The 26,809-nt window shown below is 60.0% G+C and carries 23 protein-coding genes; 10 read left to right on the plus strand and 13 right to left on the minus strand.

Annotated elements, in window-relative coordinates:
- The 3 genes from BLQ55_RS23045 to yjiA form a co-directional block, all read left to right on the plus strand.
- The coding region (locus BLQ55_RS23045; RefSeq protein ID WP_143011703.1) for a carbon starvation CstA family protein at window positions 1–1,965 on the plus strand (1,965 nt) is incomplete at its 5' end.
- Window positions 1,966–1,980: 15 nt separating this feature from the next.
- Window positions 1,981–2,178: a YbdD/YjiX family protein gene (locus BLQ55_RS23050; RefSeq protein WP_003182142.1), complete on the plus strand. Its 198-nt coding sequence runs from the start codon at window positions 1,981–1,983 to the stop codon at window positions 2,176–2,178.
- Between the two features lie 330 nt (window positions 2,179–2,508).
- Window positions 2,509–3,477 carry a GTPase gene (gene yjiA, locus BLQ55_RS23055; RefSeq protein WP_092257330.1) on the plus strand — a complete coding sequence of 323 codons (969 nt, stop codon included), beginning with the start codon at window positions 2,509–2,511 and terminating at the stop codon, window positions 3,475–3,477.
- A 156-nt stretch (window positions 3,478–3,633) separates the two neighbouring features.
- On the opposite strand, the gene BLQ55_RS23060 is transcribed toward yjiA, so the two are convergent.
- The 3 genes from BLQ55_RS23060 to BLQ55_RS23070 form a co-directional block, all read right to left on the minus strand.
- Entirely contained in the window at window positions 3,634–4,173 is a 540-nt protein-coding gene (locus BLQ55_RS23060) for a hypothetical protein (RefSeq protein ID WP_092204222.1), read from the minus strand.
- A gap of 224 nt (window positions 4,174–4,397) precedes the next feature.
- Entirely contained in the window at window positions 4,398–5,651 is a 1,254-nt protein-coding gene (glyA, locus tag BLQ55_RS23065) for a serine hydroxymethyltransferase (protein WP_060740543.1), read from the minus strand.
- 229 nt (window positions 5,652–5,880) lie between these two features.
- The gene (locus tag BLQ55_RS23070; RefSeq protein ID WP_092204223.1) at window positions 5,881–9,729 is read right to left on the minus strand and encodes a sensor domain-containing protein; all 3,849 of its coding nucleotides are present in this window, start codon (window positions 9,727–9,729) and stop codon (window positions 5,881–5,883) included.
- A gap of 271 nt (window positions 9,730–10,000) precedes the next feature.
- Between BLQ55_RS23070 and ettA the strand changes: the two genes are divergently transcribed.
- Window positions 10,001–11,665 (plus strand): energy-dependent translational throttle protein EttA, encoded by a 1,665-nt coding sequence (gene ettA / locus BLQ55_RS23075; protein ID WP_018601028.1) that lies wholly within the window; start codon window positions 10,001–10,003, stop codon window positions 11,663–11,665.
- A gap of 59 nt (window positions 11,666–11,724) precedes the next feature.
- Here ettA and lanM read toward each other — a convergent pair whose 3' ends face one another.
- From lanM to BLQ55_RS23100, 7 genes are all read right to left on the minus strand, one after another.
- Complete coding sequence (lanM, locus tag BLQ55_RS23080; RefSeq protein ID WP_092257333.1) at window positions 11,725–14,793, minus strand: type 2 lanthipeptide synthetase LanM; 3,069 nt, start codon at window positions 14,791–14,793, stop codon at window positions 11,725–11,727.
- An 84-nt stretch (window positions 14,794–14,877) separates the two neighbouring features.
- Window positions 14,878–15,036 (minus strand): hypothetical protein, encoded by a 159-nt coding sequence (locus tag BLQ55_RS32250; protein WP_170842353.1) that lies wholly within the window; start codon window positions 15,034–15,036, stop codon window positions 14,878–14,880.
- A 153-nt stretch (window positions 15,037–15,189) separates the two neighbouring features.
- Window positions 15,190–15,333, minus strand: coding sequence for a hypothetical protein (locus BLQ55_RS32255; protein ID WP_176814241.1), 144 nt, complete (start codon window positions 15,331–15,333; stop codon window positions 15,190–15,192).
- 191 nt (window positions 15,334–15,524) lie between these two features.
- Window positions 15,525–16,016 (minus strand): GreA/GreB family elongation factor, encoded by a 492-nt coding sequence (locus BLQ55_RS23085; protein WP_092204225.1) that lies wholly within the window; start codon window positions 16,014–16,016, stop codon window positions 15,525–15,527.
- 70 nt (window positions 16,017–16,086) lie between these two features.
- Complete coding sequence (locus BLQ55_RS23090) at window positions 16,087–16,443, minus strand: putative periplasmic lipoprotein (protein WP_092204226.1); 357 nt, start codon at window positions 16,441–16,443, stop codon at window positions 16,087–16,089.
- 116 nt (window positions 16,444–16,559) lie between these two features.
- A complete protein-coding gene (locus BLQ55_RS23095) occupies window positions 16,560–18,413 on the minus strand; it encodes an Lnb N-terminal periplasmic domain-containing protein (RefSeq protein ID WP_092257336.1) in 1,854 nt (617 codons plus the stop codon).
- Window positions 18,414–18,502: 89 nt separating this feature from the next.
- Window positions 18,503–18,991 (minus strand): DUF3015 domain-containing protein, encoded by a 489-nt coding sequence (locus BLQ55_RS23100; RefSeq protein WP_057451579.1) that lies wholly within the window; start codon window positions 18,989–18,991, stop codon window positions 18,503–18,505.
- Window positions 18,992–19,265: 274 nt separating this feature from the next.
- Here BLQ55_RS23100 and BLQ55_RS23105 point away from each other — a divergent pair, with 274 nt between their 5' ends.
- The 4 genes from BLQ55_RS23105 (at window position 19,266) to BLQ55_RS23120 (ending at window position 23,801) form a co-directional block, all read left to right on the plus strand.
- Entirely contained in the window at window positions 19,266–21,704 is a 2,439-nt protein-coding gene (locus BLQ55_RS23105; protein ID WP_060740549.1) for a Lon protease family protein, read from the plus strand.
- 313 nt (window positions 21,705–22,017) lie between these two features.
- On the plus strand, window positions 22,018–22,359 hold the full coding sequence (locus tag BLQ55_RS23110) for a PA4575 family protein (protein WP_013694243.1): 342 nt from the start codon (window positions 22,018–22,020) through the stop codon (window positions 22,357–22,359).
- Between the two features lie 132 nt (window positions 22,360–22,491).
- On the plus strand, window positions 22,492–22,980 hold the full coding sequence (locus BLQ55_RS23115; protein WP_025215565.1) for a TIGR00645 family protein: 489 nt from the start codon (window positions 22,492–22,494) through the stop codon (window positions 22,978–22,980).
- 203 nt (window positions 22,981–23,183) lie between these two features.
- On the plus strand, window positions 23,184–23,801 hold the full coding sequence (locus BLQ55_RS23120; RefSeq protein ID WP_003205746.1) for a BamJ family beta-barrel-assembly machinery protein: 618 nt from the start codon (window positions 23,184–23,186) through the stop codon (window positions 23,799–23,801).
- A 135-nt stretch (window positions 23,802–23,936) separates the two neighbouring features.
- On the opposite strand, the gene BLQ55_RS23125 is transcribed toward BLQ55_RS23120, so the two are convergent.
- The 3 genes from BLQ55_RS23125 to BLQ55_RS23135 form a co-directional block, all read right to left on the minus strand.
- On the minus strand, window positions 23,937–24,194 hold the full coding sequence (locus BLQ55_RS23125; RefSeq protein ID WP_003205743.1) for a PA4570 family protein: 258 nt from the start codon (window positions 24,192–24,194) through the stop codon (window positions 23,937–23,939).
- A 205-nt stretch (window positions 24,195–24,399) separates the two neighbouring features.
- Window positions 24,400–24,741, minus strand: a complete 342-nt coding sequence (locus tag BLQ55_RS23130) for a zinc ribbon domain-containing protein YjdM (protein ID WP_053123983.1) — start codon at window positions 24,739–24,741, stop codon at window positions 24,400–24,402.
- Between the two features lie 198 nt (window positions 24,742–24,939).
- Entirely contained in the window at window positions 24,940–25,908 is a 969-nt protein-coding gene (locus BLQ55_RS23135) for a polyprenyl synthetase family protein (RefSeq protein WP_092204228.1), read from the minus strand.
- 239 nt (window positions 25,909–26,147) lie between these two features.
- Here BLQ55_RS23135 and rplU point away from each other — a divergent pair, with 239 nt between their 5' ends.
- Both rplU and rpmA read left to right on the plus strand, forming a co-directional pair.
- Window positions 26,148–26,462, plus strand: a complete 315-nt coding sequence (gene rplU, locus BLQ55_RS23140) for a 50S ribosomal protein L21 (protein WP_003176051.1) — start codon at window positions 26,148–26,150, stop codon at window positions 26,460–26,462.
- A 35-nt stretch (window positions 26,463–26,497) separates the two neighbouring features.
- Complete coding sequence (rpmA, locus tag BLQ55_RS23145; protein WP_003205738.1) at window positions 26,498–26,755, plus strand: 50S ribosomal protein L27; 258 nt, start codon at window positions 26,498–26,500, stop codon at window positions 26,753–26,755.
- The last annotated feature ends 54 nt before the right edge of the window (window positions 26,756–26,809 follow it).

Consider the following 26,809-nt stretch of genomic DNA (forward strand, 5'->3'; position numbering starts at 1 on the left):
ATCAACGCCCTCTGGATCGTCGTCGCCGCCGTGGCCATCTACCTGGTCGCCTACCGCTACTACAGCCTCTTCATCGCCAACAACGTGATGCAACTCGATGCGCGCCGGGCCACCCCCGCCGTGCTCAACAACGATGGCCTGGACTACGTCCCGACCAACAAGCACATCCTCTTCGGCCACCACTTCGCGGCCATTGCCGGCGCGGGGCCGCTGGTCGGGCCGGTGCTGGCGGCGCAGATGGGCTACCTGCCCGGCACGCTCTGGCTGATCGCCGGCGTGGTGCTGGCCGGTGCCGTGCAGGACTTCATGGTCCTGTTCCTGTCCACGCGCCGCAACGGTCGCTCCCTGGGCGACATGGTGCGCGAGGAAATGGGCCGTATCCCCGGCACCATCGCGCTGTTCGGCTGCTTCCTGATCATGATCATCATCCTCGCGGTGCTGGCGCTGATCGTGGTCAAGGCCCTGGCCGAGAGCCCGTGGGGCATCTTCACGGTGATGGCGACCATCCCGATCGCGATGTTCATGGGCCTGTACATGCGCTACATCCGCCCGGGCCGCATCGGTGAGATCTCGCTCATCGGCGTGCTGTTGCTGCTGGGTTCGATCTGGCTGGGCGGGCAAATCGCCGCCGACCCGGTCTGGGCCAAGGCCTTCACCTTCACCGGGATCCAGATCACCTGGATGCTGATTGGCTACGGTTTCGTCGCGGCGGTGCTGCCGGTGTGGCTGATCCTGGCCCCGCGGGACTACCTGTCGACCTTCCTCAAGATCGGCACCATCGTCGCCCTGGCCATCGGCATCCTGGTCACCATGCCCGAGCTGAAAATGCCGGCGCTGACCCAGTTCACCGACGGCACCGGGCCGGTGTGGAAGGGCGGGCTGTTCCCGTTCCTGTTCATCACCATCGCCTGCGGCGCGGTCTCGGGCTTCCATGCGCTGATCTCGTCGGGCACCACGCCCAAGCTTTTGGATAACGAAACCAACGCCCGCTACATCGGTTACGGCGGCATGCTGATGGAGTCCTTCGTGGCGATCATGGCCATGGTGGCCGCGTCGGTGATCGAGCCGGGCGTGTACTTCGCCATGAACAGCCCGGCGGCCATCGTCGGCGGTGACGTGGTGGCCGTGGCCCAGACCGTCAGCAGTTGGGGTTTTGCCATCACGCCCGAGGCGCTGCAGGCGGTGGCCAAGGACATCGGCGAGACCACCGTGCTGGCCCGTGCCGGCGGTGCGCCGACCCTGGCGGTGGGGATCGCGCAGATCCTGCACTCGGTGCTGCCGGGTGAGAACACCATGGCGTTCTGGTACCACTTCGCGATCCTGTTCGAAGCGCTGTTCATCCTCACGGCCGTGGACGCCGGCACCCGTGCCGGGCGGTTCATGCTCCAGGACTTGCTCGGCTCGTTCGTGCCTTCGCTCAAGCGCACCGAATCCTGGCCGGCCAATCTGATCGCCACCGCAGGCTGCGTGGCGCTGTGGGGGTACTTGCTGTACCAGGGCGTGATCGATCCGCTGGGCGGCATCAACACCTTGTGGCCGCTGTTCGGCATCTCCAACCAGATGCTGGCCGGTATCGCCCTGATGCTCGGCACCGTGGTGCTGATCAAGATGAAGCGCCAGCGCTACGTCTGGGTCACGCTGCTGCCGGCGGCCTGGTTGCTGATCTGCACCACCACCGCGGGCCTGATCAAGCTGTTCGACGCCAACCCGGCGATCGGCTTCCTGGCCCTGGCGCGCAAATACAACGATGCCCTGGCCGCCGGCCAGATCCTGGCCCCGGCCAAGAGCATCGAGCAGATGCAGCACGTGGTGTTCAACGCCTACACCAACGCAACGCTGACGGTGTTGTTCCTGTTCGTGGTCTTCAGCATCCTGTTCTACGCGCTCAAGGTCGGCATCGCTGCCTGGGGCACCAAGGAACGCACGGACAAGGAAGCGCCATTCCAGGCCCTGCCGGACGCTTGATAGAGGATTGCAACAATGTTCAATGACTTGAGTCGCCTGGGTAAATACCTCGGTCAGGCCGCCCGCCTGATGGTCGGCATGCCCGACTACGACAACTACGTCGAGCACATGCAAACCAAGCACCCGGACAAACCGATGATGGACTACGAGGCGTTCTTTCGCGAACGCCAGGAGGCCCGTTACGGCGGCAAGGGTGGGCCCAAGTGCTGTTGAACTGATGGCCGGTGGATGATGCAACCCTTGTGGGAGCGAGCTTGCTCGCGATGGTGGTGGGGCAGTTGACGATGATGTCGACTGACCCGACGCTATCGCGAGCAAGCTCGCTCCCACAGTTGTTGTGGGGTGGCCTCAGGATGTGCATGCACCCAGATCCCTTTGTGGGGTGGCCTCAGGATGTGCATACACCACAGATCCTCTTGTGGGAGCGAGCTTGCTCGCGATGGCGGAGTGTCAGTTAATGATAATGTCGACTGACCCGACGCCTTCGCGAGCAGGCTCGTTCCCAGAAAATCGCTTTCCTTTCAGGCATCAAGGAGATTCAGTTTGTCCTCTCCCATCCCGGTCACCATCCTCAGCGGCTTCCTCGGCGCCGGCAAGACCACGCTGTTGCGCCATCTGCTCAAGGCCGAGCACGGCCTGAAAATCGCCGTGATCGAGAACGAATTCAGCGATGCCGGTATCGACACCCAACTGTTGGGCGGCGAGCCGGTGCAAGTCATGACCCTGGCCAACGGCTGCGTGTGCTGCACCATTCACACCGACCTGACCAAAGCCCTGTACCTGTTGCTCGAGCGGCTGGACAGCGGCGAGATCGCCTTCGACCGCCTGGTGATCGAGTGCACCGGCCTGGCCGACCCGGCCCCGGTGGCGCAGACTTTCTTCATCGACGAGGACCTGCGCGAGCGCTATATCCTCGACGGGATCCTGACCCTGGTGGACGCGGCTCACGCCGACGTCCACCTGACCCAGGCCATCGCCCAGGCCCAGGTCGGGTTTGCCGACCGCCTGCTCCTGAGCAAGACCGACCTGGTGGACGCCGCCCAGGTCCAGGCCCTTGGCGAGCGCCTGACGCGCATCAACCGACGGGCACCGATCAGGGTGGTTGAACACGGCCGGATCGACCTGGCCGAGTTGCTCGACATTCGCGGTTTCAATCTCAATGCGGACCTCGGCGCAGGGCTCAGCCTTCGACCGGTGGGCAAGGCAACCCCGGGCGATCGCATCAGCAGCCTGGTGCTGCGCACCGACAAGGCCCTGGATATCGACAAGCTCAGCGAGTTCATGAACCAGTTGCTGGAAGATCACGGCAAGCAATTGCTGCGCTACAAAGGCGTGCTGAGCATCGCCGGCGAACCCCGTCGACTGGTATTCCAGGGAGTACTCAAGCTGTACGGTTTCGATTGGGACACCGAGTGGGCCGCAGATGAACCCCGGGAAAGCGTGATCGTCTTCATCGCCGACGAGCTACCCGAAGAGAAAATCCGTGCCGGTTTTGAAGCGATTCTGTTTTGATGTCCCCTGTCTGCGGCCGGCGAAGCCGCTATGAAAACCAGGCACCTGGATGTGCCTGGTAGATTGGGTCGTTCCTGTGAGGAATGCTTCGCAGTCCAGCGGGGATAAATCCCCTCGCCACACAGGGTTGCCTGGTTTTATATGTTTTGGCTGGCCTCACTTTCCTTCGCGCAGGCTCAAGATAAAAGTGATCTTTGATTTTTCTTCGGTCTCGGCAAGATAGAGATAAGGTGAGCCGCGCACTCTTAATCCACCGACATATTTATGAGTGGCGGTCATGAGCGAGACGGGTGTGTGCAGGGTGTTAATGTTTTTCCGTGTGATGATGTTTTGTTGATGATCGATAAGAATAAAGCGCGTCGGATTGACGGTGTTTGGATTTTCTGCGCCGAGCACTTCAAGCCAACGCTTGCTGATCAGTTTGTTATAGTGTTCTCCGGGGTTTTTCAGGGTCAGAATATAGCCATTGGGCGTAGGCCGAAAATGCAGGATCAATTGAGCGCGGTCCATGCCCTGGGTTTCGGCGCGGATGCCGAGCAAGTGTGAGTGATCATGGGTTTGCGGTTTGCCGGTAAAAAATCCACCGCTGAATGAACTGACGGTTGCCATCGCGGGTTTGCCATGCAGTGTTTCAAGTAGATTTACGTGGGCGTCAAACATGCTGAGTGTTGCATGAAAGGAATGTTCACTGTCCATGTGATACATGAGTCCTGTGTTGAGTTTTGAAGTGTGGGTGCGGCGAGTTGGATCTTATTGGTTTATTGCTTGTTGGTGGTGTTATCTGTATTGCAGAAAGTTAAGTGCAAGGCAGATGTTGAGTGTTGTAAAGGTGGTTTGCTTAGGTGGCGTGGTCTTTTAAAGGCCAATAAAAAAGCCCGCATCGAAAGAGGCGGGCCTTTTATTGCGGTCTGACGGGCTGATTAAGCGCCGTATACCGGCAGCTTCTTGCAGATAGCCTTGACCTTCTCACGCACGGCGTCGATGACCGCTTCGTTGTTCAGGTCCGCCAGGATGTCGCAGATCCAGCCGGCCAGTTCCTTGCACTCGGCTTCCTTGAAGCCGCGAGTGGTCACGGCCGGGGTGCCGAAGCGCAGGCCCGAAGTGACGAACGGGGAGCGTGGGTCGTTGGGTACCGAGTTCTTGTTCACGGTGATGAACGCCTTGCCCAGCGCCGCGTCAGCGTCTTTGCCGGAGATGTCCTGCTTGATCAGCGAGAGCAGGAACAGGTGGTTTTCAGTACCGCCGGACACCACGTCGAAGCCGCGCTCGATGAACACGCCGGCCATGGCCTTGGCGTTCTTCACGACTTGTTGCTGGTAAGCCTTGAACTCAGGCTGCAGCGCTTCCTTGAAGCAGATCGCCTTGGCTGCGATCACGTGCTCCAGCGGGCCACCCTGGGCGCCCGGGAAGACGGCGGAGTTCAGCTTCTTCTCGATGTCGGCATTGGCGCGCGCCAGGATCAGGCCGCCACGTGGACCGCGCAGGGTCTTGTGGGTGGTGGTGGTGACCACGTCGGCGAACGGCACCGGGTTCGGGTAGACGCCCGCGGCGACCAGGCCGGCTACGTGGGCCATGTCGACGAACAGGTAGGCACCGACTTTGTCGGCGATTGCGCGAAAACGCGGGAAGTCGAGGATCTGCGAGTAGGCGGAGAAACCGGCCACGATCATTTTCGGCTTGTGCTCGAGGGCCAGGCGCTCGACTTCGTCGTAGTCGATCAGGCCGTTGCCGTCGATACCGTACTGGATGGCGTTGTACAGCTTGCCGGAGGAGGAAACGCTGGCGCCGTGGGTCAGGTGACCGCCGTGGGCCAGGCTCATGCCCAGGATGGTGTCACCGGCCGACAGCAGCGCCAGGTACACGGCGGCGTTGGCTTGGGAACCGGCGTGCGGCTGGACGTTGGCGTAATCGGCGCCGAACAGTTCCTTGGCGCGGTCGATGGCCAGTTGCTCGACCACGTCGACGTACTCGCAACCACCGTAGTAGCGCTTGCCCGGGTAACCTTCGGCGTACTTGTTGGTCAGTACCGAGCCTTGAGCTTCCATCACCGCGGGGCTGGTGTAGTTTTCCGAAGCGATCAGCTCAATGTGCTCTTCCTGGCGCTGAGCTTCTTGCTCCATGGCGGCAAAGAGATCGGCGTCGTACTTGGCAATAGTCAAATCACGGCTGAACATGGCGGTCCTCAAGGATCGGGGCAGAAAAGGGGGGCATTCTACCTCAACCGGTTTTGGAAGGCATATGAAAGGGCGTCATGTCGCGGACGAATGGGATTCAAGCGCCATTCTGCGTGGCCTTGGCGGGCCCTATCGCGAGCAAGCTCGCTCCCACAGGGTGATGGGCACGCACGTCCAAATGTGGGAGCGAGCTTGCTCGCGATGAGGCCACTACAGGCAGCGAAGAACCTCAGTCGAGCATGAACAACGCATCATTGCTGAACTGTGCTTCGAACCGATTGGCCGGCATCGGCCGGCCGAACAGGTAGCCCTGGACCTCGTCGCAGCCGTGCTCGCGCAGGAAATCCAGCTGCTCGTGGGTCTCGACGCCCTCGGCGATCACCGCCAGGTTGAGGCTGTGGGCCATGGCGATGATTGCCCGGGCGATCTGCGCATCCTGCTCGCCGGACGGTAGGCCGTCGACGAAGGTGCGGTCGATCTTCAGCACGTCGATGGGGAATTGCTTGAGGTAGTTGAGCGATGAATAACCAGTGCCGAAGTCATCGACGGCGATGCTCAGGCCCAGGTTTTTCAGCCCGGCGAGGATCTGCATCGCCTCGCTGACTTCGCGCATCAGGATACTTTCCGTCAGTTCCAGCTCCAGGCAGGCCGGTGGCAGACCGGTGCTGCGCAGGATATTGGCGATGCGCGTGCCCAACTGGCCATCGGAGAACTGCCGGGCCGAAATGTTGACCGAGACCTTCGGCACCCGGACCTTGGCCTGGTGCCAGGTCCTGAGTTGCCGGCAGGCTTCGGTGATGACCCAGTCGCCGACGTCCACCACCAGCCCGAGCTCTTCGAGCACCGGGATGAAATCCCCCGGTGGCACCAACCCACGTCGCGGATGGCGCCAGCGCAGCAGGGCCTCGGCGCCGGTCAACCGTTTGCCATCGCCGCTGAACTGCGGTTGGTAATACAGCACGAACTCGTTCTGCTCCAAGGCGTGGCGCAGGTCGCTTTCCAGTTCCAGGCGCTCCAGGGCGCTGGCGTTCATGTCGGCCTGGTAGAACTGGAAGTTGTTCTTGCCACGCTCCTTGGCGTGGTACATGGCCGTGTCGGCGTTCTTCATCAACTGGCTCAGTTCGTTGCCGTCCTGGGGGCTCAGGGCGATACCGATACTGGCGGTGACGAAAAACTCGCGGCCTTCGAGCACGAAGGGCCGGACCAGGCTGGCGAGGATCTGCTCGGCCACAGTGATGGCCCGGTTCAGCGCCATTTCACGGCTGACGCGCGGTTGCAGCAGCAGGGTGAACTCGTCGCCGCCCATGCGCGCCACGGTGTCGTCGTCGGCGACGCAGCCGAGCAGGCGCGTGGCCATCTCCTTGAGCATCCGGTCGCCGGCGGCGTGGCCCAGGGAGTCGTTGATCGGCTTGAAGCGGTCGAGGTCGAGGAACATCAGCACGACCCAGGTCTTCTGTCGCTCGGCCGATTGCAGCGCGGTGTGCAGGCGATCCTGGAACAGCGTGCGGTTGGGCAGGTGGGTCAGGGCGTCGTAATAGGCCAGGCGATGGATGCGCTGCTCGCTGGCCTTGCGTTCGCTGATGTCGCTGAAGAAGCACACATAACTGGCCAGGTCGCCTTCGTCGTCCAGCACGGCGGTGATGCCGACCCAGGCCGGGTAGTGTTCGCCATTGCGACGCTTGAGCCAGACTTCGCCTTCCCACGTGCTGTGTTGCTGCAACTGCTTGAGCACGTAGCGCAAGTGGGCTTCCTGTTGCTCGTCCACGGTCAGCATGTTGGGCAACTGGTCCAGCACTTGTGACACGGCATAACCGCTGACGCGACTGAAGGCTTCGTTGGCCTGGACAATGTAGCCGGCCGGGTCGGTGATCAGGATCGCCGAGGTCGAGTGCTCGAAGACCGTGGCGGCCATGCGCAGGTCTTTTTCGGCGCGACGCTGCTGGCTGATGTCGCGGCCAACGCCCAGCACGCCTTCGAACGCGCCGTGTTCATCCCACACCAGCACCAGCCGCAGCTCGATGGGGATCTTGCGCCCGTCGGCGCGCAGGCAGTCGAACAGGAACAGTTGGGTCTGCATCTGGTTGCGCAGCTCGGCCAGTTGCTCAGGCTTGTCGAGGGCCTTGCTGACGCGGTCCATCAGGCTGTAGATGCCGGTCAGTTGTTGTGGATTGGCGATGATCGATTGCCAGCCGTTCTGGAAAATCCAGTCGGCGGTGTAGCCCAGTACCGCTTGCACCGACGGGCTGACATAGTTGAGCGAAAGCTTGTTGTCGGTGGAGAAGATCACGTCGCTGATGCTTTCGGCGAGCATCCGGTAGCGTTGCTCGCTGTCGCGCAGCGATTCGCTGGCCTCGATCTGCTCGGTGACGTCCTTGGCCACGCCGATGATCCGGGTCACCTGGTCATGCCGGTCCCGGGCCAGTGCCTGTTCGCGAATGTCGAAACAGCGCCATTTGCCATTGCGATGGCGAAAGCGCAATTGGCATTGCAGCAGCTGAGTGTAGCCGCCACGGCGTTGTTCCTGGCGCAGGTTGTGGTAGTGATCGGCGTCGTCGCTGTGCAGCAGGATCTCCCAGAAGTACTCGCCCATCTGGTGCAGTTCGGTGCGGTCGTAGCCCAGGGTCTGGCCCAGGTGATGGTTGCTGAAGATCATCCGCTGGCTGATGACATCCTGCACGTAGAGATGATCCGGAACGGTGCGCACCACGTCGGACCAGAAACCTTCGCGTTCGAGCAGCGAGAGCTCGATCAGCTTGCGGCTGGTGATGTCGCTGATGCTCAGGATGACGGCGTTATAGTCGGGCTGTTTTTCCGGCAGGCGCAGCACCAGCCACAGGTGCTGGTCGCGGCCATGGGCGTCCTGGAGCTTGATTTCCAGCTCCAGTTGCTTGTGTTGGTCGAGCAGCGCTTCGAGCAGTTTCGAGCCGATGGGGTTGTTGTCTGGCGTGCCCTTGCCGACCAGCAACTGCCAAGCCTGGGCACAGGAGTCGACGTTGAGCAGTTTCAACGCCATCTGGTTGACTTCGGTGACGTGAACTTCCTGGCGCAATTGCTCGAGTTGGTGAGCGGTTTGCAGCCAGGCGCGCAATTGATCGCCATTGTGCAGGCCCGCCCGCTCAAAAAACGCCTTGAGCCCCGACAGGTCCAGCACACACAGGGCCACGCCGGTGCCTTCGAAAATATCCTGGTAACGCCGTCGACCTTCGTGCAACTGTCGCTGGCGCCGACGCATGTTCAAGAGGGCGATGACGGGCAGCAACGAAAACGCCAGGCCCAGCAGGCACTTGCCGATGAAGGCCGGCAGCAGTTGCTCGATCACCTGGCGCCGGTCGAACAGCCCCCGCAGTTGCCAGTCGCTGCTGCTCAGGGGCACGGTCAGTACCGTGTTCTCCAAGTCATCCGGCGACAGATGGGTAGGGCTGATCGAGGGCAGGCTCTCGTCGCGGCTGATGATCTGCTGGTTGAGGCGGTTTTCCACCAGCCACAGCGGGCGCAGCCCCACATCGGCTTGCTTGGTCAGGGTGGAGAAAAAATTCGGGGTCAGGCGCAGGGCCCAATAGCCACGGCTGCTGCCGCTGGCCTGGTGCAACAACAGATGCACCACGGAGCCGTCTTCGGCATTGCTGAAATAATGGGCCTGGGCCCGGCTGCGCCGCACCAGCTCGCCCAGGTAGTCGGCGTCATGGCTGTCGGCATCGCTGTCACTGAGCACCCGGCCGGAAGGGCTCAGCAGTGCCAGGCTGCGCAATTCGGGTAACGATTGTTGGAGTTTACGAACCAGGGCCTGCTGTTCGTCGGCACTTTGTGGCTGTTCGACGATCGGTAGCAGGTTGAGGGCGATTTGCGCGTTCAGGGCCATGTTCAGGCTGACTTGCGCGGCAAGATCGGCGGTGTAGTCGATGGTGTATTGGCGCTGTTGTTGTTGGGTTTCACGCAGTTGGTCAAGCAGTTGCCAGAACAGCAAGCCGAGCAATAGCAGCACCAGCGTGGCCAGCGCGCCCTTCAGCGTCCCGCGCAGGGGCGAGCCGGGCACGACAGCGGGTGCGCGAGGGGACAGGGGCGGAGTGACGTTGGACAAGCTGTAATCCTGCAGTTTGCTGGACTGGCGCGACGTGCACTATAAGCCGGACGCCCGAAGGGCGGCTAGCATGCCTTGACTTGTGGCAAAGTGCCAGCCCCTGGCGGCTGGACCTTGACCGACGGTTGAGGTAGCTTTGCCGGTCAAACAAGAGCGTTCCAGCTCCAGATTCCCAGGCTCTATCCGCCCGCAGGCATTGATGACCGTCAAGTGCCGGCGCCGCGCATGGCCTGGCTCGTTCTTTTCAACTGTCACTGACGCTAGGTTCACCATGGCTCAATACGTCTTCACCATGCATCGGCTGAGCAAAGTTGTTCCGCCGAAGCGGGAAATCCTGAAAAACATTTCATTGTCGTTCTTCCCCGGGGCCAAGATCGGCGTACTGGGTCTCAACGGCTCGGGTAAGTCCACGCTGCTGAAAATCATGGCCGGCGTCGATAACGAATTCGACGGTGAAGCCCGTCCGATGCCAGACCTGAACATCGGCTACCTGCCCCAGGAACCGCAGCTGGACCCGAGCAAGACCGTGCGTGAAGTGGTCGAGGAAGCGGTCAGCGTGATCAAGGACGCCCAGGCGCGCCTCGACGAAGTCTATGCCGCCTACGCCGACCCGGATGCCGACTTCGACAAGCTGGCCGCCGAACAGGCCAAGCTCGAAGCGATCCTGCAGGCCAGCGACGGCCACAACCTGGATCGCCAGCTGGAAGTGGCCGCCGATGCACTGCGCCTGCCGGCCTGGGACGCGAAGGTCGAACACCTCTCCGGTGGTGAAAAGCGCCGCGTGGCCTTGTGCCGCCTGCTGCTGTCGGCTCCGGACATGCTGCTGCTCGACGAACCGACCAACCACCTGGACGCCGATTCCGTCGCCTGGCTCGAACACTTCCTGCATGACTTCCCAGGCACCGTGGTTGCGATCACGCACGACCGTTACTTCCTGGACAACGTCGCCGGCTGGATCCTGGAACTCGACCGCGGCGCAGGCATTCCGTACGAGGGCAACTATTCGGGCTGGCTGGAAGCCAAGTCCGATCGTCTGGCCCAGGAATCCAAGCAGCAGTCGGCCCATGAAAAAGCCATGAAGGAAGAACTGGAGTGGGTGCGCAAAGGCGCCAAGGCCCGCCAGTCCAAATCCAAGGCCCGTCTGCAACGCTTCGAGGAAATGCAATCCCAGGAATTCCAGAAGCGCAGCGAAACCAACGAGATCTACATCCCGGCCGGTCCGCGCTTGGGTGACAAGGTCATCGAGTTCAAGAACGTCACCAAGGGTTATGGCGACCGCGTGCTGATCGACAACCTGTCGTTCTCCATGCCCAAAGGTGCCATCGTCGGGGTGATCGGTGGTAACGGAGCGGGTAAATCGACGCTGTTCCGCATGCTGATGGGCAAGGAAACCCCGGATTCGGGCAGCATCGAAATCGGTGAAACCGTGCAGTTGGCCTGCGTCGACCAGAGCCGCGAGGACCTGGACGGCAGCAAGACCGTGTTCCAGCAGATCTCCGACGGTTCCGATCAGATCCGCATCGGCAACTATGAAATCCCGTCGCGCACTTACGTCGGCCGCTTCAACTTCAAGGGCGGCGACCAGCAGAAGTTCGTCAAGGACCTGTCCGGCGGTGAGCGCGGTCGCTTGCACCTGGCGCTGACCTTGAAGGAGGGCGGCAACGTCCTGCTGCTCGACGAACCGTCCAACGACCTCGACGTCGAAACCCTGCGTTCCCTGGAAGAAGCCTTGCTGGACTTCCCGGGCGCCGCCATTGTGATCTCCCACGATCGTTGGTTCCTCGACCGCGTGGCGACCCACATCCTGGCGTACGAAGACGACTCCCAAGCGGTATTCTTCGAAGGCAACTACACCGAGTACGAAGCCGATCGCAAGAAACGCCTCGGCGAAGCGGCCGCCCAGCCGCATCGTGTACGGCACAAGAAACTGGCCTGATAGGGTCGGTTGCAGATCGGAACTGTGGGAGCGAGCTTGCTCGCTCCCACAGTTCCAGCCTACGTCTGCAGCGCGAAATCGAGCGAGAGTATGTTGGGGATCGTTGGATCGATCTCATACAGCAAGGCATAACCTGCGCCGGTAATGCCCGTCAGCAGGCTGACATCGGGAACCCGGTCATGGTCGAGGAAGGGGCCTTCGAAAAACTGCCTGGCGACCTCGCCAAGGGCCTGCTTGACCCTGCTGATACCCTCGGGGTCATCGGCGTGCCGATACCAGTCATACAGGCACATCAGATTGCCGAAATCGCCATGGCACAGGTTATAGCCATCGCCCAAGCCGTGCTGCCAGAGGTTGTTCTCGCAACGCTGGATATCGTCGAGCACCGTCTGTCGGGTGGTTGCGTCCAAGGCCTCGCCCATCGACTTCATGAGTTGTCGCCTGGCGATGAGGATACCACCGTCTCCGTGACACCACTTGGTGGCATGGTCGACGGGGCCCAGGTCTCTCAGGTCCAGCCAGAAACCCTCTCGGCTCAAGCGATTTTCACCCTCCAGCACCTGGATGGCCAAGGGCACCAACGCCCCATCGCCGGTCACGTCATAGGCTTTGCACAAGGCCTGGATGACGCCGGAGAGACCATGGGACAGGCCCGTTAAAATGACGGAGCGATCATCGCGTCGAAGAAGCTGGCCTTCTTCGATCAGTATCTGGTCCTTTATGTAAGCAACCATGCGCCGAATGGCCGGCAGCACATCCACTTGCGCCGATAACCCATGAATATTGGCCAGCAGCGTCACCGCACCACAACAGCCGCCCAGGAAGTCGAAATCGTAGTCTTCAGGGGGGGCATCAATCAGTTGGGTCAGCAGGCTGGCAATTTTCTCATCGTGTTTCGGATCACCGGTGATTTGGCGACGATTGATGAGCAGATAGAGATAGGAGCCCAGGCCATGATAGGCACTGACGGTCAGGTCGGCTTTGAAAAAGCCAAAGTGTTGTTCCAGTGAGGCCAGTATCTGATCCAGGAGCGACAATAAGCGTGGTTTGCCGCTTACCTTGAACAGGCTCAGATAAAACAACCCAATCCCGGCGATACCGGAGTACAACCCATGATCCATGGGTGAAGGGTATTTTCCACGTGTCGTTGGGTGCGTACGGAACGCCAACCAACTGACGTCCGTTGCCGTTCCCTTGATCGCAAGCGCTTCGAGGCGGGAACTGATGCCGAGTATCGCGTCGAGTCGATCCGCTTGGGGCGCTTTTTTTAGGGGGACACGTGATGACGGCTGTCCATTTGACTCCGGATACAAACACATTTCGAGCAGCGTGAGTTGTAATGCCCTGTCGGCTGCGGACAGATTGGCTATTTTCTGTAGGCAGCTTTTTATCGGAGGTTGTACTTTCGTCATGTCTATTGTTTCACCTTGTGCGCTCATCAACGCGTTGGAATTGAGCGGCATGGTGAAACACGGAATGCTGGATCTTTGCAGGTCGGCTATTTCATAACGCGGAATGCCCTTTGCTCGATAAGGCTCTTTCAAGTCTTTCCACAGGGTTGCAAGCAGAAGCTCCCGGTCCAGCATGTTTTTCATGAAGCGAGGATGGCGGCTCAGCCCGATAAAGTCCGCATATCGTTGAGAGTTTTTGAGCAAAACACGGGTTGATAATTCGCCTGCGGCTTGCTCAAGCATCTGCATGATCGTGTGCCGATGCGTCATCAATTCGCCATAAGCATATTCAAAGCCGTGGACAAGTTCGGCTTTATACGTTTCATGCCCCTTGCGTTCCCCCTGCAAAAGCGGCAAATGCTTTTGCGCCAGAAGGTGTTCGAACTCGACTTTACGTAAATGGTAAAAGCCATTTTCGAAAACCAGGGAGTGGCGGGTGGAAATGAACAGCGCTTGCCGAGTCAGCCCGCTCTGGTCGTTATTGGATTTTTGTGAAAAGGGTACGAAGCCGCTGGAACACACCGACTGCTGGATCACTTTGAAGGTGTTGGACAGTGCGCTATCGAGCGGCAGTTCGAGTAGCAGGTCGCTGGTGGACGCAGTGAACAAGCACTCAAGATCGATCATGACAGGGCTGCTGCCACACGCAATGATGTTCTCGTAATGGAAGTCGATGCCGTTGAGTGCATGAATGACGGCGATCTGTGCCCCCATCTTTTTATAGAACAGCGCCACGTCCGCTGCGCTGTCACAAGGCGTGTTGTCGACCTTTTCTATCCAGCTATGTCGCTCACGGCTGAGGATTCTTGGCGCGTGGATGGCAAAACAATCCGCGCCAGTCCACTCACGTAATTGTCCCAGCAGGCGATTGAAAAAAACTGCTTCGCGGCTTGCCCGTGGTTTGTAGACCAAGGAGGTTGTGCGGAATTTGACCTGGCAGACCGTTTCACCGCGACCGTGAGGGTCACCCAGGCCGAACTCGATAGCGTCGATTTTTCGGGATGGGATTGAGAATGCCATCTCCAGCGCGTCAACATCGCCGGCGAAGTCGAATATGACCGCATAAAGATAGTCGAGGGTGTCTTCCAGCAAATCAAAAAGCAGTGTTGCCAACACAGGATAGGAATCGAAAAACGCAAACAGTGGCAACGTGCGCAGCTGTTCGCTGAACCCGTCCAGGTCAATCTCGTCGCCGTCCGCAATCCGCGTATTCAGATAGTGGACCAGGCTTTGTTCCGATGTGCGTCCGACACGGGCCAAGACATAGTGCTCAAGGCTTGCCAACAGGGCGGCTTCATCAATGTGCAGTGACGCTTTGGCGTAGCGCCCATCCGCCTTGAACGTATCGATGAAATAAAGAAAAAAGCGGTAGCCAAACCAATAAAAATTGTCTTTGCCGCTCGCCGCCTTTTCCCTGCCGACGTGAAAGCTGTCGAGGCGAGCAAGCTTTTCCTTCAAGGCCCTCAAGACGGTTTCGCCGTCGTCAGGCTGGCGCTGTGGGTTACCGGGTGCCTTGGCATACGACGCCAGTTGTTCCCGGTTCAACCCGAAATGATCCAGCAAGGCCTGATCATCAGCATGCAGGCGGGTCAGGTTGTTTAAAAAAAGGGCGATGTCGCCGTCGGAAGTGAATCTGTACTGACCTCGCTGATTCAACTTCAAAGCGTTAACAAGCATGCCGTCGATCCTGAAATGGATAGAGCAGGCGTTGCCTGCTCTATGGTTATGGGTGTTGCCTGTTTGGACGATCAGTGGAAAGGCTTAGCAGCCGAGTGTCGAGCATTCGAGATTGGTGCACGTGCCAAAGGTGTTGCATTCCATTGTCGTTGCCAGTATCGAGCCCATGTTTTTGGTGGGCGCTTGATAAGCGTCGAAGTCGCTATAGAAGTCACCGGACATGTTCAGGATCTGTTCGCTCATGGTGTTGTCCTCATCAGTTATCAAACATCAAGTACAGGCAGTTGGGTGCGAGCAAGCGCATCCGAACGGTAGGATGTTGATAAAGTTGTTTTATAGTTGGGGTTAGGGAGTATCAAGGACCTGTTGTGCAGGTCTACTTTGATGGAAAAGGATTTAGCATAAAAGAGCGGTGCAGTTTAGGGTGCCGCATTCGACAATGGTCCGTGCTGCTGACTCGGAGGCCAGATCGGTGACCTGTTGGTAGAACTTGAAGTCGCTGTCGAAGTCACCTGACATTACCAGTATCTGTTCGCTCATTAGTGCATCTCCTTTCTGTTTTTACAGCGCGCCGATTACGGTGCGGGAAAAACAGTAGCATGGTCCTGATTTAACGCAAACTTGTTGTTATGACCTCATGTTGCAGTTACATATGGCTACAGACAAGTAACAGGTTATTGTCGGGCTTGATGTTAGAGGCTTTAATCATGTTTTAAAAAAAGCCGGCAACATCATGGAGTATCTATCGCAACGACCTCGATGGCGAGATCCCCCAGTGGTCGCCTCCATATCACTTCATCCCCCACCTTCGCCCCCAACAACGCGCGCCCCAGCGGCGAGCCCCAGTTGATCAAGCCACTGGCCGCATCGGCCTGGTCTTCACCCACTAACTGCACTCGCTGTTCGTGATCCTGTTCATCGACAAAGGTCACCCAATGCCCGATCCGCACTTGATCGGACGACGTCGGTGCAACGACCTGGGCGCTTTGCAGGCGCTGCTTGAAATAGCGCAGATCCCGTTCAAGGTCGGCGATCCGTTGTTTGTCCGCCAGATCCCCTCGGCTTGCCTGCTGGCCGTGCAACGCCTGCAATTCGGCGACCCGGGCCTGGAGTTGGGCAAGCCCGGTGGGCGTAACGTAATTGGGTTGCGCACTGACCTGACGTTCGACCGGCTGGTCGGCCTGGGCAGCGGCGTTGTCTTCGTTGACGAAAGCGCGGCTCATGGTGTTCTCCTCTATTGGAGTTTGGTCCATGGTCGCAGGCTTTTGGTTTCGACGAATGTCTATACGCGACTCACGGCGAGCGATAAGCCCGGCCGGCGTCCCGATCCTTTTCCTGTTGCCAGGCACGTTCGTGGTCATCCCAATGACGATCGCGGTAGGCATTGCGCTCCTCGCTTTCGCGCATCGCCTGGCACTGCCGGAAACCATCGCTCCAGCCTTCGGCGTAGCGTGGGTCCTTGAGGTACCGTGGTACGTCTTTCCTGAACTGACCGGTGATCACCCCCGCCGCTTGCCGACCACTGCTGCAACCGTCGTCGTAGCCGTCGGCGAACGCCGGTGGATAACCTCGGGCGATCAGGTCTTCATGAGTGGTTTCACAGCCACCGAGCAACATCACCATACCCAGTACCACTGCCGCGCGCCTCATTTGAGCCTTCCTGCCGTATCCACTTATACGAGAAGTCTAGAAGCGTATTCGTCAGGCCGATGTGAAAGCCCTGTGATTAATCCGTTTGTCTCTGTGCGCGTGCAGAACGGTGCCGGTCAATAGTGATACCACTTCACCTCGAGCATCACCTCGTTCTCCGGCGACGCCACGTGGCTGAACTCTCGCTGGGCACTCAAGCGCAGGCCGAGGTTGCGGGACAATTCCCACTGCTGGTTGAGGCTCAGGCTACGACGCACTTCGCCGTTGACGAAATAGTCGCCCTTGGCTTCCAGGCTCAAGTTGCCCAGAGGGTTTTTCCACAGCACGCCGCTGTTGAAACCGGCGGCCGGGGCGATGAACTGGGCGAAATCGTTGTTGTGCTCGACCCGCACCGTGCCCAGGGCGAAGCCCAGCACATCTTCGCCCAGCGCCCAGGTGCCGCCGGCGCCGCCGTTGACATGGCTGACCAAGGTTTCATCGTCGTGTTTGCCCGGCACCCGCTCCAGGCCGCCGGTAACCTGCCAGGACAGCGGTTGCAGCAGCTCGTTGCGTGGGGTCAGGGAGCGAATGGTCGCCAGATCCAGTTGCTGCACTTGCCAGTCATTGCCTTCGTACTGGCGCAGTTTCAATTGCAGGATTTCGATCTGTGCCCCCAGCGGGAAACTTTCGGCGTTGTCGTTGAGGTCGTGATAGGCCATGCGCAAGCCGTATTCACCGAACGCCCGGTCGCCCCGTGTGCCGAGGCCGGCCTGCCAGGTGCGCGATTGGTGACCGTCCTCGGGCAGGCCCGGTTGCGGGATGTCGAGTTCCGGCGCGGGGTTCTGGTTGATCGCCCGCAACAGCTCGAAGCTGCGCTGGGCCCGCTGCGGATCGCGTTCCTGGCCGTTGGCGCGATAGCGTTCCAGGCGATACGCCGCGTCGATGACCAGTGCCTGGCGTTCGCGGGGCAGCGCCTTGAATGCCGGTGCCTGCAGTTGCTGCTGATCGGCGCTGACGTTCAGTACCCATTGTTGTTCGTCAGCGCTGAGCGGTTCGGCGCGGCTGAGCAGTTCCCGTTCCCGGGACGGCCGGTACTGGATGCTTTCCACCAGGCCGGCTTCTTTCACCGCCTTGACGGTGTCGGTGGGAATCGCCGTCAGCGGGAATTGTTCGGTCAGGCGCAGGCTGGGGCGGGCCACTTGGAGCAATTCGAGCAGGCGATAGGAGCAGTTTTCGTCGAAAAAGAAATAGTCGAACTGAATCTGCTTGAGTTCCCAGACGTGCTCGACCATGCGCTCGGTTTCCGCCTGGCTCAGGTTGAGGCGGTATTCCCACAGGTCGCGGTTCTCCAGGCTACGGTACTCGGAGAGTTTTTCCTGGTACGGCACCAGGGCGAACAGGCCGGGATAGCCCCCCATCAGGCCCTTCCAGGCATAGAGGATGCTGTTGTCCGAGCCTTCGATGTAGGCGCCAAAGTTGATCGCGTAGCTGAGCAGGGCGGTCTTGTCGCTTTGCACATCGGCCTGGTCGATGCGCAACAGGGTGTGGCCGAACATCGAGGAGGGGCTGTTGAGGTACGCGGCGGGGAAAATCATCACTGCGCTGTGGGGCGACACGTCCTTGAACCATTGGGTGAAGTCGCTGCAATTGACCGTCGGCAGGTCCGTCAGGTTGAGCTGCGCCTTCAGCCAGCGGGTGCGCGCCGGGTACACGCACTGGGCATGTTGCTGGCCGGCGCTGGCCGGGCCATACAAGGCTTGCAGCGTGGCGGTCAGTTCACGGTCAGGATGTTCATTGCCATCGGGGGCGAGGAAGAATTTTTTGTCGCTGATATAGCTGCGCCAGCCGCCCAGCTTGGCGGTTTCGTAATGGCCCAGGGAGATCCAGAAGCGGTCATTGGCCAGTTGCTGCAAACGTTGAGGGTCGATATGGGGCGCGGCGGAAAGCGGGGCGCACACACAGAGCGCCAGCCAGGCAAGGCGTTTGAGCATAGTCGGCTACTTGGAAAGTCGAAAAAATAAAGACCGAAGGGGCCCCAAAAAGAAAACCCGCTCCCCGAGAGGAGCGAGTGGTGTCGAGCTTAAGCTTGAGTGGCGTACTTGGCCAGGCGAGGGTCGCTTTTCAATACGGCCAGGGTGTTGGTATGCACGTCTTCTGCGGTCACGTCAGCCTTGCTGAAGATCTGCTGGAAGTGCTCGTGGGTAACGGCGGAGAAGTGTGCGCGATCTTCCGGCGCTACGCCCAGTACCACGGCATAGGTGGTCAGCGCTTCGCCCTGACCCTTGGCCATGTCTTCGGACAGCTCGTTCATCATGCCATTCATGGCCAGCCAGGACTTGCCACCGTAGGTCAGTGCCGCGTTGGTCGAGCAGCCGTTGGTGCCGGAGGTCATGCCGAAGGTGGCGTTACCGGAAGTGCCGTTGGTGGTGGATGCCAGGAAGTGTGCCGGAGTGCCACGCTGACCTTCGAACAGCATGTTGCCCCAGCCGCAATCCGGGCCGCCCGGCGCCTGAGCCATGGCGTTGAGGGATACAGCGGTGAAGAGAGTACCGAGAAGAATCCGTTTCATAGCTATGTTCTCTTTATGTGCATACCAATGGACAGGGTCTGGCCCCTACAGCTGCCAGTGGGCCGGTTATTGTTCCAGCCGCGCACTTTGGAGTTTAGGCACGATCCCAGGGTTCCGTGACATTTTGCAAAAACTATCCTGCAAGTCCTTAATTTATCGAGCCCGGCCAGGGGTATGTCCCTGGACTATGCTTTGGCCTGAGACGCTCCTTGCCAGTCAGGTGCAGGCAGCGCCAGAATGCCGCTATCTGCCCCGCCTGATGTAAGGAAGCCCGATGCCTGATCCTGTTGCTGCCAGCTTGCGTCTAGCGCCCGAAGCGCTGACCCGTCCGTTTTCCGCTGAACAGTTCAGCTTCTCTACCACCAATGATCTGGAGCCCTTCCGCGGTGTGCTTGGCCAGGAACGTGCGGTCGAAGCCTTGCAGTTCGGCGTGGCCATGCCGCGCCCCGGTTACAACGTATTTGTCATGGGCGAGCCCGGCACCGGCCGGTTTTCCTTCGTCAAACGCTATCTCAAGGCCGAAGGCAAGCGCCTGCAGACCCCGGCGGACTGGGTCTACGTCAACAATTTCGATGAGCCCCGCGAGCCCCGTGCCCTGGAACTGCCGTCCGGCACGGCCGGTGCGTTCATCGGTGACATCAACGGCTTGATCGACAACCTGCTGGCGACCTTCCCGGCGGTGTTCGAGCACCCGTCCTACCAGCAGAAAAAAAGCGCCATCGACCGTGCTTTCAACCAGCGCTACGACCGGGCCCTGGATGTGATCGAGCGCCTGGCGCTGGAGAAGGATGTCGCGCTGTACCGTGACAGCAGCAACATCGCCTTCACGCCGATGAGCGAAGGCAAGGCCCTGGACGAGGCGGAATTCGCCCAGTTGCCGGAGGCCGAGCGCGAGCGTTTCCACGAGGACATCTCCGGCCTGGAAGAGCGCTTGAACGAAGAACTCGCCAGCCTGCCGCAATGGAAGCGCGAGTCCAGCAACCAGTTGCGCCAGCTCAACGAAGAAACCATCACCCTGGCCCTGCAACCGCTGCTGGCGCCGCTGTCGGAAAAGTATGCGGAGAACGCCGCGGTCTGTGGCTACCTGCAAGCCATGCAGGTCTATCTGCTCAAGACCGTGGTCGAGCAACTGGTGGACGATAGCAAGACCGACGCCATCGCCCGCAAGCTGCTGGAAGAGCAGTACGCGCCAAGCCTGGTGGTCGGGCATCCGTCCAGCGGTGGCGCGCCGGTGGTGTTCGAGCCGCACCCGACCTACGACAACCTGTTTGGCCGGATCGAGTACAGCACCGACCAGGGCGCGCTCTACACCACGTACCGACAGCTGCGTCCGGGTGCCTTGCACCGGGCCAATGGCGGTTTCCTGATCCTTGAAGCGGAAAAAATGCTTGGCGAGCCGTTCGTGTGGGATGCGCTCAAGCGCGCCCTGCAATCGCGCAAGCTGAAGATGGAGTCGCCCCTGGGTGAGCTGGGACGCCTGGCCACGGTGACCCTGACGCCGCAGCACATCCCGTTGCAGGTCAAGGTCGTGATCATCGGCGCCCGTCAGCTCTATTACGCCTTGCAGGACCTGGATCCGGACTTCCAGGAAATGTTTCGCGTGCTGGTGGATTTCGACGAAGACATCCCGATGGGCGACGAGAGCCTGGAGCAGTTCGCCCAGTTGCTCAAGACCCGCACTTCGGAAGAAGGCATGGCGCCGCTGACCGCCGATGCGGTGGCGCGCCTGGCGACCTACAGCGCCCGGCTGGCCGAACACCAGGGGCGCTTGTCGGCGCGCATTGGCGACCTGTTCCAACTGGTCAGCGAGGCGGACTTCATCCGCCAGCTGGCCGGTGACGAGATGACCGATGCCGGCCATATCGAACGTGCCCTCAAGGCCAAGGCCACCCGCACCGGACGCGTCTCGGCGCGGATCCTCGACGACATGTTGGCGGGGATCATCCTGATCGACACCGCAGGTGCGGCCGTGGGCAAATGCAACGGGCTGACGGTGCTGGAGGTCGGCGATTCGGCGTTCGGCGTGCCGGCGCGGATTTCCGCCACGGTGTACCCGGGCGGCAGCGGCATCGTCGACATCGAGCGGGAGGTCAACCTTGGCCAACCGATCCACTCCAAGGGCGTGATGATCCTCACCGGTTACCTGGGCAGCCGTTATGCCCAGGAATTCCCGCTGGCGATCTCGGCCAGCATCGCCCTGGAGCAATCTTACGGTTACGTGGACGGCGACAGTGCGTCCCTGGGCGAGGCGTGTACGCTGATCTCGGCCTTGTCGAAGACGCCGCTGAAGCAGTGCTTCGCCATCACCGGTTCGATCAACCAGTTCGGTGAAGTGCAGGCGGTGGGCGGGGTCAACGAGAAGATCGAAGGCTTCTTCCGCCTTTGCGAAGCCCGGGGGCTGACCGGTGAGCAAGGGGCGATCATTCCCCAGGCCAACGTCGCGACGCTGATGCTCGACGAGAAAGTGCTGGCCGCCGTGCGCGCCGGGCAGTTCCACGTCTATGCGGTGCGTCAGGCCGATGAAGCCCTGAGCCTGTTGGTGGGCGAGCCTGCCGGTGAGCCAGATGAAAACGGCGAGTTCCCGGAGGGCAGCGTCAACGCCCGGGTGGTGGAGCGGCTGCGGGTGATCGCGGAAATGATCAGCGAAGACGACATCAAGGAAGCGGAAAAGGAACTGGCGCAGCAGGCCTTGGCGGAGGCCAAGCCGGCCTGATTGCGGCGTTTCCATGTGGGACCCTGTGGGAGCGAGCTTGCTCGCGATAGCGGAGTTTCAGTCACTCATCAGTCGACTGTCACACTGCTATCGCGAGCAAGCTCGCTCCCACAATTTTTGAGTTGCTTCAAAAAAAAACGTCGCCACTTTGGCGTCAATATTCACACTATGACCGCTCGGCGCATTCTGGTCTCCAAAACCCATGGGACCGGAACTTTTCTTCTATCCTCAGCTCAAGGATAACGAGAGTCATCATTGGATCGAAACAGCCTCTTCCCGAGACTGAATACCGGATCTACCGAGGGGCGCCGCCATGTCGCGCAACCTTTGCCTCACTCGTCAATGCCTGGGCCTTGTCACCCGTATCGAATGCGCCATCCGCCCCCTGGCGGGAGATACCGGTATGTGGACCTTGCTCTTCGCCGCCGGAATGGCTGGCGAACAACCCTCCGCCATCAAGGCCCAGGGGCCATTTCCCGGCCCGACTGCCGCCGAATCCATCCTCGACACCATTGTGCAGAGCCTGACCTTGCACGGTTATGAGCTGGCCGACGATCCGCAGATCTGGTCCTTGCACATGCAGGCCCAACTGCGTGAAATCAATGGAGGCCGTTGTCGCAATGTCGGCGGCTTCGAGTTTCGTCCGCTGCATTGAAGGCCGTCGCCGCACGGGCACTCGCAGAAAAATTTTGACACAAGAGCAGGGACCAGGGATGGCCCCGGCATTTGTGGGGCAAGTCGTGGCTGATATACTCGCCGCGATTTTTCAGCCCAGGTGTGAGACTCAATGGAACGCTTTATCGAAAATGCAATGTACGCCTCCCGCTGGCTGCTGGCGCCGATCTATTTCGGGCTGTCCCTGGGCTTGCTGGCCTTGGCGCTGAAATTCTTCCAGGAAGTGTTTCACGTCATCCCCAATGTGTTCGCCATGGCCGAGTCCGAGCTGATCCTGGTGCTGCTGTCGCTGATCGACATGGCGCTGGTGGGCGGCCTGCTGGTGATGGTGATGATTTCCGGCTACGAGAACTTCGTTTCGCAACTGGACATCGATTCCGACAAGGAAAAGCTCAACTGGCTGGGCACCATGGACTCTTCATCGCTGAAGATGAAAGTCGCCGCCTCGATCGTGGCGATTTCCTCCATCCACTTGTTGCGCATTTTCATGGACGCCAAGAACGTCGATCCCGAGCACTTGATGTGGTACGTGATCATCCATATGACCTTCGTGGTCTCGGCCTTTGCCATGGGTTACCTGGACAAGCTGACCAAGCACTGAGGCCCGTTCCTCGCGCTGGCGCAACGCCCGTCTGGCGAACTGCAGGCGGGCGTTGTCGTTTCTGGCGGGTTGCTTTGACGTGAGGGCTCGTCACCCGCCGTGGCATCTGTGCTAGTCTGCTCGCCCTTTTGGTTCCGGGCGCTCCGGGAGGCGCTGTGTCACACACGGCCACTCTCGAGCCGTCCGCACAGCGGAGCAGCATCATGTCCGAAGTTAACCTGTCCACCGACGAAACCCGCGTCAGCTACGGCATTGGCCGTCAGTTGGGCGACCAACTGCGCGACAACCCGCCGCCGGGTGTCAGCCTGGACGCGATCCTGGCCGGCCTGACCGACGCGTTCGCCGGCAAGCCAAGCCGCGTGGGCCAGGACGAGATGTCCGCCAGCTTCAAGGTCATTCGTGAAATCATGCAGGCCGAAGCAGCCGCCAAGGCTGAAGCCGCTGCGGGTGAAGGGCGTGCGTTCCTGGCGGAAAACGCCAAGCGCGAAGGCATCACCACCCTGGCTTCCGGCCTGCAGTTCGAAGTGCTGACCCAGGGTGAAGGCGCCAAGCCGACCCGTGAGGACCAGGTACGTACCCACTACCACGGTACCCTGATCGACGGCACTGTGTTCGACAGCTCCTACGATCGTGGCCAGCCAGCCGAATTCCCGGTAGGCGGCGTGATCCCAGGCTGGACCGAAGCACTGCAGCTGATGAATGCCGGCAGCAAATGGCGCCTGTACGTGCCGAGCGAACTGGCTTACGGCGCTCAAGGCGTTGGCAGCATTCCGCCACACAGCGTGCTGGTGTTCGACGTCGAGCTGTTGGACGTGCTGTAAGACCCTGTCCGGTTTTACCGCCGGACAAAAAACTGTGGGAGCGAGCTTGCTCGCGAAAGCGGACAGTCAGTCGACATTCTCGTTACTGACACACCGCCATCGCGAGCAAGCTCGCTCCCACAGGGTTCGCCTGCTTCATCCGTGGAATCTGCCGCTGAAATCACCCGTAGGGCGCAACGCCCGGGCATAGCAGAACAGGAACAGATTGCGCACCAGCTCCTTGAGCACCAGCGGCTCACTGGAATTGAGGCTGTTGAGGTCCAGGTCTCCTTGGTCCTGCAGCTCGTTCAAGGCTTCTTCTTCAAGCACCGCACAGACTTCCCCGGTTTCCCGATGCAGGATCCTGAGGTAGGGATGTGGGCGGTCCAGCCAGGCATCGATCAAATAAGTCATGGTTCTCATCTCCTTGATGGATTCGATGAGAATAATTCTTATTCGCTAAATAGCAAGTCTCTATTGGCGTTGCGATTGTTTTTCTGACGATGGGTTGTGCTAGCTCAAGGCGGCTGGCACTTGGCTAACGCCCGGGAAATGGGACTCAAGCGGGGAGGGTGAAACTCCATCCCACACGCGGGGCATGGGATGGAATGCAGCCGAATCAGACTTTTCTGACGAACTCGGATTTGAGTTTCATCGGGCCGATGCCGTCGATCTTGCAATCGATATCGTGGTCGCCATCGCACAGGCGGATGTTCTTGACCTTGGTGCCGACCTTGACCACCAGCGAGGTGCCCTTGACCTTGAGGTCCTTGATCACGGTGATGGTGTCGCCGTCCTGCAAGACATTGCCGACCGAATCTTTCTTCACGGTGTCGTCGGACGCCGCTTCAGCTTCGCCGCTGGCGGACCATTCGTGGGCACACTCCGGGCAGACCAGCTGGGTGCCGTCTTCGTAGGTGTATTCGGAATTGCATTTCGGGCAGGGAGGCAACGTGCTCACTAAGGTTCCTTGGTGTCAGGAGGGCAAAAGGGCGCACATTATATAGGGTTTTAGGCCGCAGAGGGCAGGGCGGTGAAAAACCCTTGCGGGAGCGAGCTTGCTCGCGATAGCGCTGGATCAGCAAACATTGGCGCTGATTGACACACCGCTATCGCGAGCAAGCTCGCTCCCACAGGTTTCCCACAGGGTTTAATGCAATCAGTGAGTACGGGCCACCGCAAACTCGCTCAATTCCACCAGCGCATCGCGGTATTCGCTGGGCGGCAGGGCATCGAGGCATTTGATCGCGCGGGCGACGTAGTCCCGGGCCAGTTTCGCGGTGTACTCCAGCGAGCCGGAAGCTTCGACCGCGATACGGATGCTTTCCAGGTCTTCGATCCCGCCTTTCTGGATCGCCTGGCGTACCAGCGCCGCCTGCTCTGGCGTGCCTTCGCGCATGGTGTAGATCAGCGGCAGGGTCGGCTTGCCTTCGGCCAGGTCGTCACCGACGTTCTTGCCCAGGGTCTCGGCATCGCCCTTGTAGTCGAGCAGGTCGTCCACCAACTGGAAGGCCACGCCCAGGTGATCGCCGAACGTGCGCAATGCTTCGCTCTGCTCGGTACTGGCGCCGGCCAGGGCAGCGGCGCTGTGGGTCGAGGCCTCGAAGAGCATTGCGGTCTTGCCGCGAATGACTTCCATGTAGGTCTCTTCCGTGGTGCTGGCATCGCGTACCTTGGACAACTGCAGCACTTCGCCTTCGGCGATGATGCGCGTGGCCTGGGACAGGATCTTCATCACCGGCATCGAGCCCAGCTCGACCATCATTTCGAACGAGCGCGAATACAGGAAGTCGCCCACCAGCACGCTCGGGGCATTGCCCCACATGGCGTTGGCGGTCGAACGGCCACGGCGCATGCCGGACATGTCGACCACGTCGTCGTGCAGCAGGGTCGCGGTGTGCAGGAATTCGATGGTAGCGGCCAGCAGGCGCATGTCGTCGCCTTCGCGACCCAGGGCCTTGCCGCACAGCAGTACCAATAAAGGACGCAGGCGTTTACCGCCCGCCGAAGTGATGTAGTCGCCGATTTTCGATACCAGAGGCACGCGGGAAGTCAGCTGCTTCTTGATGATGCCGTCGACGGCGTTAAAATCGTCCGCCACCGCGCGGTAGAAAGCTTGGGGTTGCATCAGCGACAGGTGCTCCAGAAGGGTTGCGCGGCATGCTAGGACCCCCACCCAGGCCTGTCAAGGCACGATGGACGGCTACTTGCAAGGCTCGAACAGCTTGCGTACAATCGCGCACCCTGAACTTCCTGGGCAGCACCTGCCTTACGCAATTGCATCCGGGCCTTCCAGCCCATGCAGCCATGCCAGCCAATACCTCTTCTTATAAAGCGCTGGGTGAGCAGGATTATCGGAGAAATACCATGTCGTACGCAGTAATTGTTACTGGTGGCAAGCAATACAAGGTCGCCCCAGGTGAATACCTGAAGATCGAAAAACTGGAAATCGCTACCGGCGAATCCGTGACTTTTGATCGCGTTCTGTTGGTCGCCAATGGCGATGACGTGAATATCGGCGCTCCAGTCGTTGCTGGCGCTACCGTTGTGGCTGAAGTGATCTCCCAAGGTCGTCACGATAAAGTCCGCATCATCAAGTTCCGTCGTCGTAAGCACCACATGAAGCGCATGGGCCACCGCCAGTGGTACACCGAGATCAAAATCACCGGTATTCAGGCTTAATTTCAGCCTAATTCCTCACTAGGAGAATTGAACTCATGGCACACAAAAAAGCTGGTGGTAGTACCCGTAACGGTCGCGACTCAGAAGCCAAACGCCTTGGCGTGAAGATGTATGGCGGCCAGGCTATCAAAGCAGGCAACATCATCGTGCGTCAGCGCGGCACCCAATTCCACGCTGGCTACGGCGTGGGCATGGGTAAAGATCACACCCTCTTCGCTAAAGTCGAAGGCGTGATCAAGTTCGAAGTAAAAGGCGCCTTCGGTCGTCGTTACGTAAGCGTTATCGCAGCTTAATTGCGAGACCGCTGGAAAAGCCCTGTCTTGCGACGGGGCTTTTTCGTTTGTGGG

The organism is Pseudomonas sp. NFACC13-1 (assembly GCF_900104425.1).
GTDB classification, from domain to species: Bacteria; Pseudomonadota; Gammaproteobacteria; order Pseudomonadales; family Pseudomonadaceae; genus Aquipseudomonas; species Aquipseudomonas fluorescens_AA.